This window comes from Nonomuraea sp. NPDC050547, from assembly GCF_044457345.1.
GTDB lineage: Bacteria > Actinomycetota > Actinomycetes > Streptosporangiales > Streptosporangiaceae > Nonomuraea.
Map to the genome: position 1 here is coordinate 119191 of NZ_JBITGW010000027.1, position 17240 is coordinate 136430.

3 protein-coding genes are annotated in these 17240 nt (G+C 75.4%); all 3 read left to right on the forward strand.

Translation table 11 applies throughout. From position 1 onward, the window contains the following. Window positions 1-18: 18 nt before the first annotated feature. From ACIBHY_RS48790 to ACIBHY_RS48800, 3 genes are read left to right on the forward strand one after another with little or no spacing between them, the layout of a single operon-like run. Window positions 19-15765, forward strand: a complete 15747-nt coding sequence (locus ACIBHY_RS48790) for an amino acid adenylation domain-containing protein (protein ID WP_397310371.1) — start codon at window positions 19-21, stop codon at window positions 15763-15765. Then, complete coding sequence (gene entS, locus ACIBHY_RS48795; protein ID WP_397310372.1) at window positions 15762-17006, forward strand: enterobactin transporter EntS; 1245 nt, start codon at window positions 15762-15764, stop codon at window positions 17004-17006. The genes ACIBHY_RS48790 and entS overlap by 4 nt, the downstream gene beginning before the upstream one ends. A gap of 24 nt (window positions 17007-17030) precedes the next feature. Next, window positions 17031-17240, forward strand: coding sequence for an MbtH family protein (locus tag ACIBHY_RS48800; protein ID WP_379621162.1), 210 nt, complete (start codon window positions 17031-17033; stop codon window positions 17238-17240).

Here is a 17240-nt window from a genome sequence, read left to right on the forward strand (position 1 = left end):
TCTCTGGAGACACGAACGGTGACGACCCTGCCCCTGTCCCGCGCGCAGAGCGGCCTCTGGTTCGCCCAGCGGCTCGACCCGGACAACCCCATCTTCAACGCCGCCGAGTACGTCGAGATCACCGGCGAGCTCGACCCCGCGCTCCTGGTCCGGGCGATCGACCGGGTGATGGACGAGACCGACGTCCTGCGGGTGCGGTTCGAGGCCGAGGGCGAGTCCGCCCGGCAGCGCGTCGCCGGAGCCACGCCGTACCGGGCGGAGGTCGTGGACGTCAGCGACGCCGCCGACCCGCACGGGACGGCGCTGGAGCGGATGCGGGCCGACCTGGCCCAGCCGCTCGACCTGACCGGCGACGACCTCGTGCGGCAGACGGTGTTCACGATCGGGGCCGATCGGCACTACTGGTACGGGCGGGCCCACCACATCCTGCTCGACGGGTACGCCCACGCCCAGCTGCAGCGCAGGGTCGCCGCCGTCTACACGGCGCTCGCCGCGGGGCGCGAGCCCGAGCCGAGCCCGTTCCTGCCGCTGGCCGAGGCGCTGGAACAGGAGGCCGGCTACCGCTCCTCCGCCCGCTACGACGAGGACCGGCGGCACTGGCTCGACCGGCAGCGGCTCCTGCCCGCCGCGACCAGCCTGGCCAGCCGGGCGGGCGAGCCCGCCAGGAGCTTCGTGCGCGAGCTGGGCCGCCTCGACGCCACGGCGACGGCACGGCTGAAGGACGGCGCCGCCGCCCACCGGGCGAACTGGGCCGAGGTCGTCATGGCGGCTCTGGCGGGATATCTGCACCGGATGACCGGCGACCGGACCGTCGTCCTGGGGGTGCCGTTCATGGGCAAGCCCGGGTCGGCGTACCCGCGGGTGCCGGGGACGTGGGTCAACGTGCTGCCGGTCGACATCGCCGCCGAGCCGGGGGCCGGCGGGGCGGAGCTGCTGCGCCGTACCAGGGAACGGCTGGCCGAGGCGCGTGAACGGCAGGAGTACCGCTTCGAGGACATGCGCGGCGACCTGCGAGCCGAGGCCGGCGACCGGGCGCCCTCGCGGGTGTGGCTCAACATCAAGCCGTTCGAGAGCCCGCTCGCCTTCGCCGGCGCCCCGGGCGCCTCGCGCTATCTCGCGGCCGGGCCGGTGGAGGAGCTGACGATCTCCGTCTACCCGGCCGGGGACGAGCTGGCCTTCGAGTTCGACGGCAACCCGTCGATGTTCACGCGGGAGGAACTGGCCGCGCACCGGGAGCGGTTCCTGGACTTCCTGAGCCGGTTCACGCCCGACGACCGGCCGATCGGCACGCTGGACACCGCGACCCCCGGCCAGCGGCACACCGTGCTCACGCGATGGGCGGGAGAGGCCGCCCCCGCCCCCGCGCTCTCGGTGGCCGAGGCCTTCGCGGCCGTGGTGCGCCGCGATCCGGACGCGGTGGCGGTCCGGCACGCGGGCACGCACCTGACCTATGGGGAACTCGACCGGCGCTCCGACGCGCTGGCGGCGCTGCTGCGCGAGCGCGGCGCGGGCCCCGAGAAGCTGGTCGCCCTCTGCCTGCCCAGGACGGCCGACCTGGTCGTGGCGGTGTTCGCGGTCCTCAAGAGCGGCGCCGCCTACCTGCCGCTCGACCCCCGCCACCCGCTCCGGCGGGCGGAGCTGATCGCCCGCGACGCGGCACCCGTGCTGCTGGTGCGCGCCCCCGGCACCGGCCTGGGCGGCGGCGACCTGGGCCTGCCCGAGCTCGTCCTCGACGGCCGGACGGCCCTGAACGGCGGCGCGCCGGCCCCGCACGGCGCCGGCCCCGCCTCCGCCGCGTACGTGATCTACACCTCCGGCTCCACCGGCACGCCCAAGGGCGTCGTCGTCTCCAACGGCGGCGTGGTCGGCCTGGCCGCCTGGGCGCGCGAGATCCTCGGCGAGGAGCACCTGCGCCACGTCCTGCTGTCCACCGCGCTCACCTTCGACGTCTCCGTACTGGAGATGTTCGCCCCTCTGCTGAACGGCGGCGCCGTCGAGATCGTCGAAGACCCGCTCGCCCTGCTGGAGGACGACCGGCTGACCTGGCGGGGCAGCCTGATCAGCGGCGTGCCGTCCGTGCTGGCCACGGTCCTGGCCGACCCCTCCTTCCAGGCGCGGGCGGACTGCCTGATCGCCGCCGGGGAGGCGCTGCCCGCCGACCTGGTGGCCGCCGTGGCCGACCGCATGCCGGGCTGCGAAGTCTTCAACATGTACGGCCCCACCGAGACCACCGTGATCGCCACGGCGGGAGCCGTCGGCCAGGGCGCACCCACGATCGGCCGCCCGGTGCCGGGCAGCCGCGCGTACGTGCTGGACGACGCCCTGCGGCCGGTCCCGCCCGGCGAGCCCGGCGAGCTGTACGTCGGTGGCGCGGCCGTGGCCCGCGGCTACCTGAACCGGCCGGGCCTGAGCGCGGGCAGGTTCGTCGGCGACCCGAACGGCACGCCGGGCAGCCGCATGTACCGCACCGGCGACCTGGTCAGATGGCTGCCCGACGGCCGCCTCGACTACCTGGGCAGGGCCGACGCGCAGGTCAAGGTGCGCGGGTTCCGGATCGAGCTGGGCGAGATCGAGCACGCGCTGCGCGCCCTGCCCGGCATCGCCCAGGCCGCGGCCGACGTGCGGGGCCCGTCCCGGCGCCTGGTCGCCTACGTCGTGCGGACGCCGGGCGAGGACGCCCCGCCCGAGGTGACGGCCGCCCTGCGCGAGAGCCTGCCGGAGTACATGGTGCCGGCCCACGTGGTGTGGCTGGACGCGCTGCCGTTGAACGCCAACGGCAAGCTCGACCGCGCCGCCCTGCCCGACCCCGCCGTGGAGGGCGCGGCCGCGCCGGCCGTCCGGGCCACTCCGGCCCAGGAACGGCTGTGCGGGATCTTCGCCGACGTGCTGGGCGTGCCCGCCGTCGGCCTGGGCGACGACTTCTTCCGCCTGGGCGGCGACTCGCTCGGCGCGGCCAAGGTCGCGGGCAGGGTCCGGGCCGAACTGGCCGTCAGGATCACCATGCGCGCGCTGTTCGACCACCCCACGGTCGCCGCGCTCAGCGCGTCCCTGCGGACGGCGGAACCGGAACGGGCGGAACCGCGCCGGCGCACGCGCCCGGCGCGCCCCCCGCTGTCGCCGGCCCAGCGCCGTCTGTGGGTCCTCTACCGGACCGACGGCCCCAGGCCCACCTACAACATCCCCATCGCCGTCGAACTGCGCGACCCGGTCGACCTTCCCGCGCTGCGGGAGGCGCTGACCGATCTGGCCGCCCGGCAGGAGAGCCTGCGTACCGTCTTTCCCGAGGACCTCGGCCTGCCCTGGCAGCGCGTCCTGGATCCGCGGGAGGCGGCGCCGCCGCTGGAGGTCGTCCGGGTGAGCGCGGCAGGGCTCGACGACGCGCTCGCCGCGGCCGCGCGGCATCCGTTCGACCTGGCCACCGAGCCGCCCATCCGGGCCCGGCTGTGCGAACGGGACACCGGCGGGCACGTGCTGCTGCTGGTCGTCCACCACATCGCCGCCGACGAATGGTCGACGGTCGTGCTCCTGGAGGACCTGGCCCACGCCTACGAGGCCAGGCGCGGGGGCGTGGAGCCCGCGTGGGAGCCGCTGGCCGTGCGGTACGCCGACCACGCGCTGCTGCAGCTCGACGGCCCGGCGGGCGACGGCCCCGAGGCCCTGGCCGGCGTCAAGCACTGGGCCGCCCGCCTGGCCGGCGCGCCCGCCGAGCTGGACCTGCCCGCCGACCGCCCCAGGCCGTCCCGGGCCGGGCACCGGGGCGGCGTGCACGCCTTCGAGCTGAGCGCCGGACTGCGCGCGCGGATGCTGCGCCTGGCCGCCGACGCCGCCGTGACCCCCTTCATGCTCGTGCACGCCGCCGTCGTCGCCCTGCTGCACCGGATGGGCGCCGGCGACGACGTCTGCGTCGGCACGCCCGTCGCCGGTCGCGGCGACCCCGCGCTGGACGGCGTGGCCGGATTCTTCGTCAACCTGCTGGCGCTGCGCGTGGACGTCTCCGGCGGGCCGACGTTCGCCGACCTCCTGGACCGGGTCCGCGAGAGCGACCTGGACGCCTACGCCCACCAGGACGTGCCGTTCGAGCGGGTCGTGGAGGCGGTCAACCCCTCCCGGTCCCTGGCCCGGCACCCGATCTTCCAGGTGCTGGTCAGCTACCACGCGCTGCCCGCCGGCACCGGCGACGGCGTCCTGTACCGGGGCGAGCCGCGCCTGATCGGCACCGGCACCGCCAAGTTCGACCTGACGTTCCGCGTCAGCGAGCGCGGCGAGGGCACGCCGCTGCGCGCGGAGGTCGAGTACGCCGCAGACCTGTTCGACCCGGCCACCGCCGCGCTGCTGGCCGAGCGGCTCGAACTGCTGCTGGAGGCCGTCACCCGCGACCCGCTGACGCCGGTCGCCGCCCTCGACCTGGTCACCGGCGCCGAGCGCGCCGACCTGTCGACCACCTGGCAGGGCCCGGTCACGCAGGTGACGCCCGCCGCGGTCGACCAGCTCGTCCGGCGGCGCGCCCGCCGGCATCCCGGCGCGGTCGCCGTGCGCTGCGACGGCGAGGTGCTCACCTACGGGCAACTGGAGGAGCGGGTCGCGCTGCTCGCCGGTGACCTGCGGGCCCGGCTGCACGGCGGCGAGCCGGTGGTCGCCGTCGCACTGCCCCGCTCGGCCGAGCTGGTCGTGGCGTTGCTGGCGGTGTGGCGGGCGGGCGCCGCCTATCTGCCGCTGGATCTGGACTATCCGGGTGAACGGCTGGCGTACATGCTGGGTGACGCCGCACCCGAGCTGGTGCTGACCACGTCGGGGACCGAGATCCCCGCGGGCGTGCCGAGGCTGGAGATCGACCGGCCCCGCGCCGCCGGGCCCGTCACCGAGAGCCCGTACGTGCCGGGCAGGGCCGCCTACGTCATCTACACCTCGGGCTCGACCGGCCGCCCCAAGGGCGTCGTGGTGCCCATGGCGGCCGTGGTCAACTTCCTGGAGTCGATGACCGGCCAGGACGTCGGCCAGGACGACACGGTGCTCGCGCTGACCACCGCCGGGTTCGACATCTCGGTGCTGGAGCTGTTCGCGCCGCTGATCGCGGGCGGGTCCGTGGTCGTGGCCCGCGAGGAGGAGGTACGCGACCCGGCCAGGCTGCTGGCCTCCGTACGCGCCTGCGGAGCGAGCGTCGTCCAGGCCACGCCCACCCAGTGGCGGCTGCTGGCGGAAGCCGACGGGGACGGCGCGCTCGACGGCATCCGGGCCCTGACCGGCGGCGAGGCGCTGGACCGCGCCCTGGCCGCCCGCCTGCGCGCCCGCGGCGCCGACGTCGTCAACCTCTACGGCCCCACCGAGACGACCGTCTGGTCCACCCGCGCCCCGTTCGGCGGCGACCTGCCCGCCGACCCGCCCATCGGCGCCCCGATCGCCAACACCGTCGCCCACGTGCTGGACGAGAGGCTCCGCCCGGTGCCCGCCGGGGTGCCGGGCGAGCTGTACCTCGGCGGAGCCGGGCTGGCCCGCGGCTACCACGGCCTGCCCGCGCTGACCGCGGCCCGCTTCGTGGCCGACCCCTTCACCGGCGCCAACCGTCTCTACCGCACCGGTGACCGGGTCCGCCGGACCGGCGCGGGCGCGCTGGAGTTCCTCGGCCGCGAGGACGAGCAGGTCAAGCTGCGCGGCTTCCGCATCGAACTGGGCGAGGTCGCCGCCACCCTGAACGCCCACCCCGCCGTACGGCAGGCCACCGCGGCCGTCCACCGGGACGCCTCCGGCCACGGCAGGCTCGTCGCCTACTACGTCCCCGGCGCCGAACCGCCCACCACCGCCGAGCTACGCGCCCACCTCGGCGCCGCCCTGCCCGCCCACATGATCCCCGCGCACCTGCTCGCCCTCCCGGCCCTGCCCACCACCCCCAACGGCAAGGTCGACAAGCACGCCCTGCCCGCCCCCGGCCAGGACGCCCCGGCCGGCCGCCCGCCCGCCACCGCTGTGGAACGCCACCTGTGCGCCCTGTTCGACGAGGTCCTGGGCCGCACCGCGACAGGCGTGGACGAGGGCTTCTTCGAGCTCGGCGGCGACAGCGTGCTCGTCGTCAGGCTCGCCGGCCTCGCCAGGCGCCAGGGCATCGTGATCACCCCCGCCGACGTGTTCGCCCACCCCACGGTGGCGGGGCTGGCCGCCAGGGCCCGCCACGACACCACCACCGCCCCCGGCTGGACGCCGCCCGCGCTCAGCCCCGCCGACGACGCCGCGTTGCGCGCCCGCCACCCCTCCCTGCGGGAGACCTGGCCGCTCACCGCCCCGCAGGAAGGCATCCTGTTCAGGAAGGAGACGACCGCGGGCCCCGACCCGTACCTCATCAGCTGGACCCTCGACCTGTCCGGCCCCCTGTCACCCGGGCGCATGCGCCGCGCGAGCGCCGCGCTCGTCCGCCGCCACCCCAGCCTGCGCAGCTCCATCACCCGCACCCCGTCCGGCGTCGCCGTCCAGGTCGTGCACACCGAAGCCGAACCCCGCTGGGGCGGTGAGGAACCGTCCGACCTGACCGCCCCCTCGCTCATCCGCTTCGACCTCCAGCCGACCGCGCTGGACCGCTGGCGCCTGACCATCACCACCCACCACGTCGTCCTCGACGGCTGGTCGCTGTCCGTGCTGGTCGAAGAGCTCCTCACCCTGTACGGCGCCGCCGCCGACGACAGCGCCCTCCCGCCGCCGCCCGACCCCCGCACCCACCGCGCCTGGCTGGCCGGCCAGGACCGGGAAGCCGCCCGCCGGGCCTGGCGGGACCACTTCGCCGGCCTGGAGGAGCCCACCCTCCTGGCCCCCTTCGACGAACCCGTCCCGCTGCCGGAACGTCTCGACATCGACCTGCCCGCCGGGCTCACCGCCGCGCTGACCCGGCTGGCCAGGCGCAACGGCCTGACGCTCAACACCGTCGTGCAGTGGGCGTGGGCCATGCTGCTGGCCCACTGGACGGGCCGCGACGACGTGGTCCTGCTCGGCATGACCTCCGGCCGCCCGCCCGAGGTGCCGGGAGCCGACCGGCTCGTCGGCATGCTCGTCAACACCGTCCCCGCTCGCCTGCGGCTACGTCCCGGCGACACCGCGCTGCGCAGCCTGCGCCGGATCCAGCGGGAGCAGGCCGGGCTCATCGCCCACCACCACCTCGGCCTGGCCGACATCCAGCGCGCCGCCGGGCACGCCGACCTGTGCGACACCTTCGCCGTCTTCGACAACTTCCCCTTCGACCAGCGCCGCCTCGACACGCTCGCCGCCGCCTCCGGCCTGTCGGTGACCGCCGTGGACGGCCACGACGCCACCCACTACCCGATCGGCATCACCGCCCTGCCCGGCGACAGCCTGCGCCTGGTGCTGCGGCACCGGCCGGGCGTACTGCCCGGCGACCTGGCCCGATCCGCCGGTCCCGCGCTGACCCGGCTGTTGGCCGCGCTGGTCGCCGAACCCGAGCGGCGCGTGGGCGCCTTCGACCTGCTGTCGCCGCGGGCCCGCGCGCACATCCTGCTGGAGGGCAACGCCACCGAGGCCGACGTGGCACCGGCCACCTGGCCCGAGCTGTTCGCCCGCCAGGCCGCCCGCGACCCGCACGCGCTCGCCGTCGAGATGGACGGCACCCGGATGACGTACGGGGAACTGGACGAGGCGGGCTCCCGGCTCGCCGCGGCGCTGGCCGGGCGCGGCATCGGCCGGGGCGACCTGGTGGCGTTGCTGGCGCCCCGCTGTCCCGAGGCCGTCGTCGCCATGCTGGGCGTGCAGCGGGCCGGGGCGGCGTACCTGCCGGTGGACCCCGCCTACCCGGCCGAGCGGATCGCGCTGATGCTGCGCGACGCCGATCCCGTCGCGGTGCTCACCACCCGGGAGACCCTGCCCGCGCTGCCCGGCGGGCTGCCGGGGCCGCGGCCGGTGCCGCTCGACGAGCTCGACCTCACGCGGGCGGCCGCCCCGCCGGAGCCGGGGACGCGGGTGGACGACGCCGCGTACATGATCTTCACCTCGGGTTCGACCGGGCGGCCCAAGGGGGTCGTGGTCACCCATGCCGGGCTCGCCGACCTCGGCGTCACCATGGCCGGCGCGATCGGCGCCGGGCCGGGCAGCCGGGTGCTGCAGTTCGCCACGCTGAGCTTCGACACCTCCGTGTGGGAGATCGCGATGGCGCTGCTGACCGGCGCGGCGCTCGTCTTCGTACCCGGCGCGCGGCGGCTCGGCGCGCCCCTCGGCGCCTTCATCGCCGAGGCCGGGATCACCCACTGCACCCTGCCGCCGTCCGCGCTGGCCGAGATCGCCGAGGAGGAGATCCCGGCGGGCAGGGTCGTGGTGGTGGCGGGGGAGGCCTGTCCCGCGCCGCTCGCGGCGCGCTGGGCGGCGCGCCACCGGGTGTTCAACTCCTACGGGCCCACCGAGACCACCGTGGACGCCACGCTGTGGCGCTGCCTGCCCGGCGACGAAGCCGGGCCGCTGCCGATCGGCGGGCCGGTGGTCAACACGCAGGTGTTCGTGCTGGACCGGGCGTTGCGGCCGGTGCCCGACGGGGTGGCCGGTGAGGTGTACGTCGCGGGCGCCGGGCTGGCCCGCGGCTACCACGGGCGTCCCGGGCTGAGCGCCGGCCGGTTCGTGGCGCATCCGTTCGCCGCCGGGCAGCGCATGTACCGCACGGGGGATCTGGCGCGGCGGCGTTCCGACGGGAGCCTGGTCTACCTCGGGCGTACCGACGACCAGGCCAAGATCCGTGGCTTCCGGGTCGAGCCGGGCGAGGTGGAGTCGCTGCTCACCGGCCATCCCGCGGTCACCCAGGCGGCCGTCGTCGTGCGGGACGATCCGCGTGGCGAGCCGCGGCTGGTGGCCTACCTCGTGGCCGAGCCCGCGGCTCTCGATCGGGTGCGCGAGCTGGCCGCGGCGCACCTGCCCGAGCATCTGCGGCCGTCGGCGTACGTGCTGCTCGACCGGCTGCCGCGCACCCCGCACGGCAAGCTCGACCGGGCCGCGCTCCCCGATCCCGGGCAGGCGGCGCCCGCGCGTGAGCCGTCCCTTCTGACCGGGGCGCAGCGGGTGGTCGCCGAGGCGTTCGCCGCCGTCCTCGGCGTGGAGGTCACGGCGCCCGGCGACGACTTCTTCGAGCTGGGCGGCCACTCGCTGCTGGCGATGCGCCTGGTCACGCGGCTGACCTCGGCCACTGGCGCGTCTCTGGAGGTACGCGACATCTTCGACCGGCCCTCGGTCGCCGATCTGGCCGAACTGCTGGCTCCGTCCGAACCCGCGCGGGCGGACGGCGTCGCGGCCGGCGACGGGCGGGACGAGGCGCCCCTGACGCCCGCCCAGCAGCGGCTGTGGTTCCTGGACCGTCTGGAGGGATCGTCCAGCGCCTACAACACCGGCGTCATGCTGGAGCTGAGCGGCGGGCCCGTCGATCCCGAGCCGTTCCGGCTGGCCCTGCTCGACGTCGCGGGGCGGCACGCGATCCTGCGGACCGTCTACCCGATGCGCGCGGACGGGCCGGTCCAGCGCGTCCTGCCGGCCGAAGCCCTCGCCACGCACCTGCGGGCCGACCTGGTGGACCTGCGCCCCGTCCCGGAAGCCGACCGTGAGGAAACCATCCGCGCCACCGTCAACCGGGCCTTCGACCTGGAGACGGAGCCGCCGCTGCGGCTGACGTTCTTCAGGACCGCCGACGACGCGCACCTCATGCACGTCGGCACCCATCACATCGCCTTCGACGGCACCTCGGCGCAGATCCTGCTGCGCGACCTCACCGCCGCCCACGCCGCCCGCGTCCGGGGCCACGCACCCGAGCCCGCCGCACCCGAGCGGGCCACGCCTGAGCTGAGTTACGCCGACTACGCGCGGCTGCTGAACGAGACGCTGGGCGACGCCGCCGACCCCGGTTCGCGCGTCTCCGCCGACCTGGCCTTCTGGTCGGAACGGCTGGCCGGCGCGCCCCGGCGCCTCGCGCTGCCCCTCGACCGGCCGCGTTCCGAGGCCGGCGACCATGAGGGCCGGGTGCTGCGGCAGCCGCTCGACGCGGGACTGTCGCAGTCGCTGCGCGAGCTGGCCAGGTCGCGGCGGGTGAGCGTGCTGACCGTGTTCCAGGCGGCGGTGGCCGTGCAGCTGTCCAAGGCGGGCGCGGGGGAGCTGATCCCGCTCGGCTCGCCCATGGACGTGCGTACGGAGGAACGGCTGGCCGAGGTCGTCGGCCTGTTCGTCAACACGCTCGTGTTCACCGCCGACTTGTCCGGCGACCCGCGCGTCGGCGACCTGCTGGAGCGGATGCGGGAGGGCAACCTGTCGGCGATGGAGCACGCGCGGGTGCCGTTCGAGCAGGTGGTCGAGCATCTCAACCCGCCGCGGGCGGCCACGCTTAACCCGCTCTTCCAGGTCCTCGTCTCCTACGGGACCGCGCCCGCCGTCGCCCTCGCCTTCGACGGCCTGCGCGTCACGCCCCGCCCGGTCGACACCAGGACCACCAAGTTCGACCTGGTCTTCCACGTGTTCGACGGCGGCGCGAAGCAGGCGCTGGACCTGTCGGTGGTCTACGCGACCGCCCTGTTCGACGAGGGTACGGCCCGGCAGTTGCTGTCCGGGGTCGCCGCCGTGCTGGCCCAGGCCGCGGCGCACGCCGGCACCCGCCTGTCGGACCTGGTCACCCCCGACGCCCTCACCCCGGCCCCCGCTCCGCTCACCCCCGCCCAGCGCTGGCTCCTCGACCGTGGATTCGGCACGGGGGACACCCTCACCACACGCCGCGTCACGCTTGCGCCCGGCACCGGCGACTCGGCCGTCATCGGGGCGCTGCGGGGTTGCGTGCTGCGGCACGACGCCCTGCGCACCCGCGTGTGGCGCGACGGCGCCGGCCTGTGGCGCACGAACGTCGTGGACCCCCTGCAGGCGCTCGCCCGCCCGGTGCTCGTCCCCCCGGACACCAAGCTCGACCTCACCACCGGCCACGTCTTCCACGCGACCCGCACCGGCCGGGACGAGCTCCTCCTCAGCGCCCACCCCGCCCTGGTCGACGAGCGCTCCTGGGACCTCATCCTCGAAGAACTCCCCGGTGGACGGCCCATAGCGGCCCCGACCTCCTTCGCCGACTACGCCAGAACCCTGGTCGCCGCGCCCGGCCCCGACGACACCGCGGAGGTCTGGCTCGACCTGGCCGACCGCGTCGCCGAGTCCGGCCCCCTGTGGCAACCCGAGGCCACCGGTCCGATCACCCGCAGCCGCGTCGAGCTGGCCGAGCGACTGGACGGCGAGCCCTGGCGCCCCGTCGCCCTGGCCGCCCTGGCCACCGCACTGGCAGCGGCGGGCGTCACCGGCCCGGTCCTGCTGGACGTGTACGAACCCGACCGTGAGCAGGCCCCCGCCACCGTGGGCCTGCTGACCCGGGTCTTCCCGGTCCTGCTCGACGCCGACCTCATGCGAAGCGACCCGGACCACCTCCTGCACGCCCTGCTGCCCCCCGACCGGGAAACGGCCGTCGCCTACGGAACGGCCCGCTACGACCGCCCCGACACCGCCGAGTTCCTGGAGCAGGCCCCCCAGGCCCGGATCCTGCTCAGCTTCGGCCAGAACCCGCCCTCCGGCTACGACCTGACCTTCACCGTCCACCGCCGTCCGAACGAGACGGTCCTGGCAGCCACCGGCCCGGCCGAGACGACGAGCGACCTGCTGCGCGCCTGGGCCGACCGGCTGGCGGCCTGGGCCCCTGACCACCTGCGCGCCACCGGCGACGACGGCCAGGAGACGGACGCCGCGCCCATGCTCGCCCTGACCCCGTTCCGCCGCCGGTGGCTGGAGAACAAGACCGGCCCGCTGCGCGACGTGCTCCCGCTCTCCCCGCTCCAGGAGGGCCTGCTGTTCCACCTGCTGCTGGCCGACACCACCGGAGAGGTCTACCTCACCGAGAACACGCTGCGCCTGCGCGGCCCCCTGGACCCCGCCCGCCTGGCCGGGGCCGTTCAGGCGGCGCTGGCGAAGTTCCCCAACCTGAACGCCGGCTTCCACGACATCGGCGACGCCACCGTCCAGGCGATCCCGGCCCACGTTCCGTTCTCCTGGACGGCGGCCGACCTGAGCGGCGCGCCCCGGCCGGAGGAGGCGTTCGTGGAGTTCCGCGCCCGCGGCGCCGCCGAGCCGTTCGACATCGAGAGCCCGCCGCTGATCAGGTTCGGGCTCGCCAAGCTGGCCCGGGACGAGCACCGCTTCGTCGTGTGGGCCCAGCACATCCTCATGGACGGCTGGTCGATCTCGCTGTTCCTGCTGTCCGTGCTGTCCTTCTACACCGACCCGGCCGCCGAGGAACGGCGCGAGGTCTGCGATTTCCGGACCTATCTGGAATGGCTGGCCGTACAGGACATGTCCGCGGCGGAGGAGGCCTGGCGCGGGTTCCTGGCGGGGGTCGGCGCGGCCGGGCTCATCGCGCCCCACGCGCAGGACACCACGGCCGACGCGCGCCACATGGACGAGCTGGAGGAGGACCTCGACGCCGATCTGGCCGACCGGCTCGGCGCGGTCAGCCGCGAGCTGGGCCTGACCGCGAGCGCGCTGTTCGAGATCGCGTGGGCGGTGCTCGTGCACCAGCACACCGGCGCGGACGAGGCCGTGTTCGGCCTGCTCACCTACGGCCGCCCGCCGGAACTGGCCGGCATCGAGAGTACGGTCGGCCTGCTGTTCAACACCGTCCCCATGCGCGTGCGCACCGCCCCCGCCGACAGCCTGCGGGCCATGGCCGCCCGGGTACGGAGCGAGCGCATGACCGTGGTCCGCCACCCCTACGTCGGCCTGGCCCGCATCCAGGAACTGGCCGGCCGGCGCAACCTGTTCGACACCCTGTTCGTCTTCCAGAACCAGCCGAAGGTCACCCCCGACCAGCGCTGGGGCCCGGACGGCGAGCTCTGGGTCGAGGGCAGGGACCTGCGCGACGCCACCCACTACCCGCTGACCATGGTGGTCAGCCCGCCCGACGGCACCGCCCGGCTGCGCATGCTGTTCCGCACCGACGTCTTCGGCAAGCACGAGGCTACGAGGGTCATGGACGCCTACGTCCGCATCCTGACGTCCTTCGCCGACGACCCCGACCGGCCGATCGGGCGCGTGGAAGCCGTCTCGGACCTGGAGCGGGCCCACCTGCTCGACGGGCTGAACCCCGCGCCCAGGCCGGTGCCGGAGCTGTCGATCGCCGACCTGCTGCACGAGCGCGCGCTGCTGATCCCGCACGAGCGCGCCCTGGTCAGCGGTACGGCGGAGCTGACCTTCGCCGAGCTGGAGGCGGCCGCGGCCCGGCTGGCCAGGCTGCTGGTGAGCCGGGGCGTCGGCGCCGAGAGCGCGGTCGCCCTGGTGCTGCCCAGGTCGGAGCTGATGGTGGTGGCGCTGTTCGCGGTGTTCGCCGCGGGGGCGGCCTACGTGCCCATCGACCCCGAATATCCGGCCGACCGGATCGCGTACATGATCGAGGAGTCCGCTCCCGTCGTGGTCCTCACCACCGAGGGCCTGCGCGACCTGCTCCCGGCCGGGCGGCCCGCCGTCGTGCTCGACGGGCCGGAGGCGACGGCCGAACTGGCGGCGACCTCGCCCGAGCCGATCCCGGCCGGCGAACGGCATGCCCCCGCCGGGCTCGAACACCCGGCGTACCTGATCTTCACCTCGGGCTCCACCGGGCGGCCCAAGGCGGTCACCGTGCCCTACCGGGGGCTGACCACCATGTACTACAACCACCTGGAGAACATCTTCGACCACGTGACCGCCCGGCAGGACGGGCGCAAGCTGCGGATCGCGCACACCACGTCGTTCTCCTTCGACGCCTCGTGGGAGCAGTTGTTCTGGCTGCTGGCCGGGCACGAGGTGCACGTCATCGACGAGGACACGCGGCGCGATCCGGCGCTGCTGCTGGACTACTTCGACCGCGAGCGCGTCGACGGCTTCGACGTGACCCCGTCGTACGGGACGTTCCTCGTCGAGGCCGGGCTGCTGGACCGGCCCCGGTGCGGCGGCGACGCCCCGCCGGACGCACCGGGGCTGGTCTTCTTCTCGCTCGGCGGCGAGGCCGTGCCCGCCGGGCTGTGGAACAGGATCCGCGAGGCCGGGGGAGTGGAGGGCTACAACCTGTACGGGCCCACCGAGTACACCATCAACGCCCTGGGCGCGGACCTGGCCGAGAGTACGACCTCGACCGTGGGCCGGCCGATCTGGAACACCCGCGCCTACATCCTCGGCCCCGGGCTGCGGCCCGTGCCGCCCGGCGCGGTCGGCGAGCTCTACCTGGCGGGCGACGGGCTGGCCAGGGGTTACCACCGCCGCCCCGGCCTGACCTCCGGGCGCTTCGTCGCCGACCCGTTCGGCGGGCCGGGCGGGCGCATGTACCGGACGGGCGACCTGGCCCGGTGGCGGCCCGACAACCTGATCGACTTCCTGGGCCGCTCGGACGGGCAGGTCAAGATCAGGGGCTACCGCATCGAGCCGGGCGAGGTCGAGGACGTGCTCACCGGCCTGGACGGGGTCGGGCAGGCGGCCGTCGTGCCCAGGACCGACGCCCAGGGCGCCGTCCACCTGGTCGCCTACCTGGTGCCGGCCTCCGGCGCGGAGGAGATCGACGTCGAACGGGTCACCGCCGAGGCCGCCGCCGTGCTGCCCGGCTACATGGTGCCCGCCGCGGTCGTCACGCTCGACCGGCTGCCGCTCACCGTGAACGGCAAGCTCGACCAGGACGCGCTGCCCGGCCCGGTCATCACCGCGCCCGGCGCGGGGGAGCCGCCGCAGGGACCGCGGGAGGAGGCGGTCGCGGACGCCTTCCGCGAGGTGCTCGGGCTGGCCGGCGTGGGCAGGAACGACGACTTCTTCGCGCTCGGCGGCCACTCGCTGCTGGTGGTGCGGCTGGTCGGCAGGCTGCGCGAGCGGATCGGCGCGGTCTCCGTCCGGGACGTCTACGACGCGCCGACGCCCGCCCGGCTGGTGGCCAGGGCGGACGGCCGGCGGGGCGGCGCCGGCGGGCTGCGGCCGCTGCTGGAGATCCGCTCCTCGGGGCAGGAGGCGCCGGTCTTCTGCTTCCACCCGGCCGGCGGGCTCGGCTGGTCCTACACCGGGCTGGTCTCCCATCTGCCGGGGGCGAACCCGATCTACGCGCTGCAGGAGCCGCTGCTGTCCGACCCGGCCGCGCCGCGGCTCACCTTCGACCAGGCCGTCGCCGGGTACCTGGACCGGATCAGGCGGGTCGACCCGCGCGGGCCGTACCATCTGGTCGGCTGGTCCTATGGCGGGCTGGTGGCGCACCGCGTGGCCACCACGCTGCGGCGGGAAGGCCACGCGGTCGCCTCGCTGACGGTCCTCGACGCCTACATCACCGAGACCGGCGGCGGCGGGGACGGCACCGGCGCGGCGCTGCGCGCGGAGGCGATGGCCTATATCGCCTCCTCCGCCGGACTCGACCCCGCCACGCTCGACCTCACCGACAAGCAGGACCTCTACGCCCGGGTACGCCGCACCGAGAGCGTGCTGACCTCCTTCGACGAGGGCGCGCTCGACCGGATCGTCGAGTCCTACCTGCGCCACAGCGAGCAGATGGGACACGCCGCCTTCGAGGTGTTCGACGGCGACATGCTCTTCATCGGCGCCTCGGCCGGCGAGCGGGAGGAGGAGGCCGCGGCCAACCGGGCGGCCTGGCGGCGGCAGGTGTCCGGGCGGCTGGTGGAGCACGCGGTGCCGGTGGACCACCACACGCTCGGGCGGGCGGCGGGCTGGGCGCTGACCGGCTCCCTCATCGCCGCCCACCTCGCGGGGGAGACGGCCGGATGAGCGTTCTGAAGAAGATCACTCTCGACCTGACGCCGCTGCGCGCCTCGCGGCCGTTCCGTCTGGTGTTCGCGGCGAGGCTGGCCTCGCTGTTCGGGATCGGGCTGCTGATGGTGGCGGTCCCTGTCCAGGTGTACGCGATCACCGGGTCCGCGCTGCACCTCGGCGCGGTCGCGACCACGGCGGGCGCGTGCGTGTTCGCCGGGTCGCTCGCCGGCGGCCTGCTCGCCGACCGCTACGACCGCCGCCGCGTCATCCTGGCCGCCCGCACCGCCGCCGGGATCGGGTTCGTGCTCCTGGCTGCCAACGCGCTGCTGCCCGACCCGCCGCTGTGGCCCATCTACGCGCTGGCCGCCTGGGACGGCCTGGCCGGCGGCATCAGCTCCACCACGCTCACGGCCCTGCTGCCCACCCTGGTCGGCCGCGAGCACCTGCCCGCCACCGGGGCGCTGCTCAGCCTCACCGCCGACCTGTCGGCGATGGTCTCGCCGGCGCTCGGCGGGGTGCTGATCGCGACCTGGGGCGTGGCCGCCAACTACGGCGCCGCCGCGGCGGCGACCGCCCTGACCGCGTTCAGCATCAGCCGCCTGCCCTCCTACCCCGCGCCGGGAACCGGACGGGAACCGCCCCTGCGCGCGATGGCGGCCGGTCTGACCTTCGCGGCGCGCCACCGAACGGTCAGGAGCGTGCTGGTGGCCGGGGTGGCCACGATGCTGCTCAGCGGCCCCGTCGTCCTGCTGCCCGCGCTGGTGAAGACCCATCTCGGCGGCGGCGAGACCGTGCTCGGCCTGCTCTACAGCGCCCCCGCGATCGGCGCCGTGGCCGGCTCGCTCACCAGCGGCTGGATCGGCGCCGCCCGCCGCCCCGGCCTCGCGCTGCTGGCGTCCCTGCTCGTGATGGGGCTCGCCGTGCTCGCCACGGGCCTGAGTCCCGTCCCGCTGCTGGCGTTCCTCGCCCTCACCGGGTACGGCGCCGGCCGCGTCCTGACCGACATCCTCCGTTTCACCCTGCTGCAACGGCACACGCCCGACGAGATCAGAGGCAGGGTGGCGAGCCTCTGGCAGGCGCAGGTCGTGGCCGCCGCCGCGGCCGGCTCCCTCGTCGCCGGCGTGCTGGCCGAGACGTTCAGCCCCGCGACCGCCCTGATCGTGTACGGGGCGGGGGCCGGGGCCACCGTGCTCGTCCTGGCCGCCCTGCTGCCCGCCCTGCGCGAACCCGACAGCCAGCCGACACCGACGTCCTAGTCACGCCCTATCCATGGAGGTTCCATGTCCAACCCGTTCGACGATGAGAACGGCACCTTCCTCGTACTCGTCAACGACGAGGGCCAGCACTCGCTCTGGCCCGAGTTCGCGGACGTACCGGCCGGATGGGAGGTGGTCCACGGGCCGGGGACCCACGCCGCCGCCCTCGAGTACGTCGAGCGCCACTGGACCGACATGCGGCCGCTGAGCCTGCAGCGGGCCATGGACCGTTAG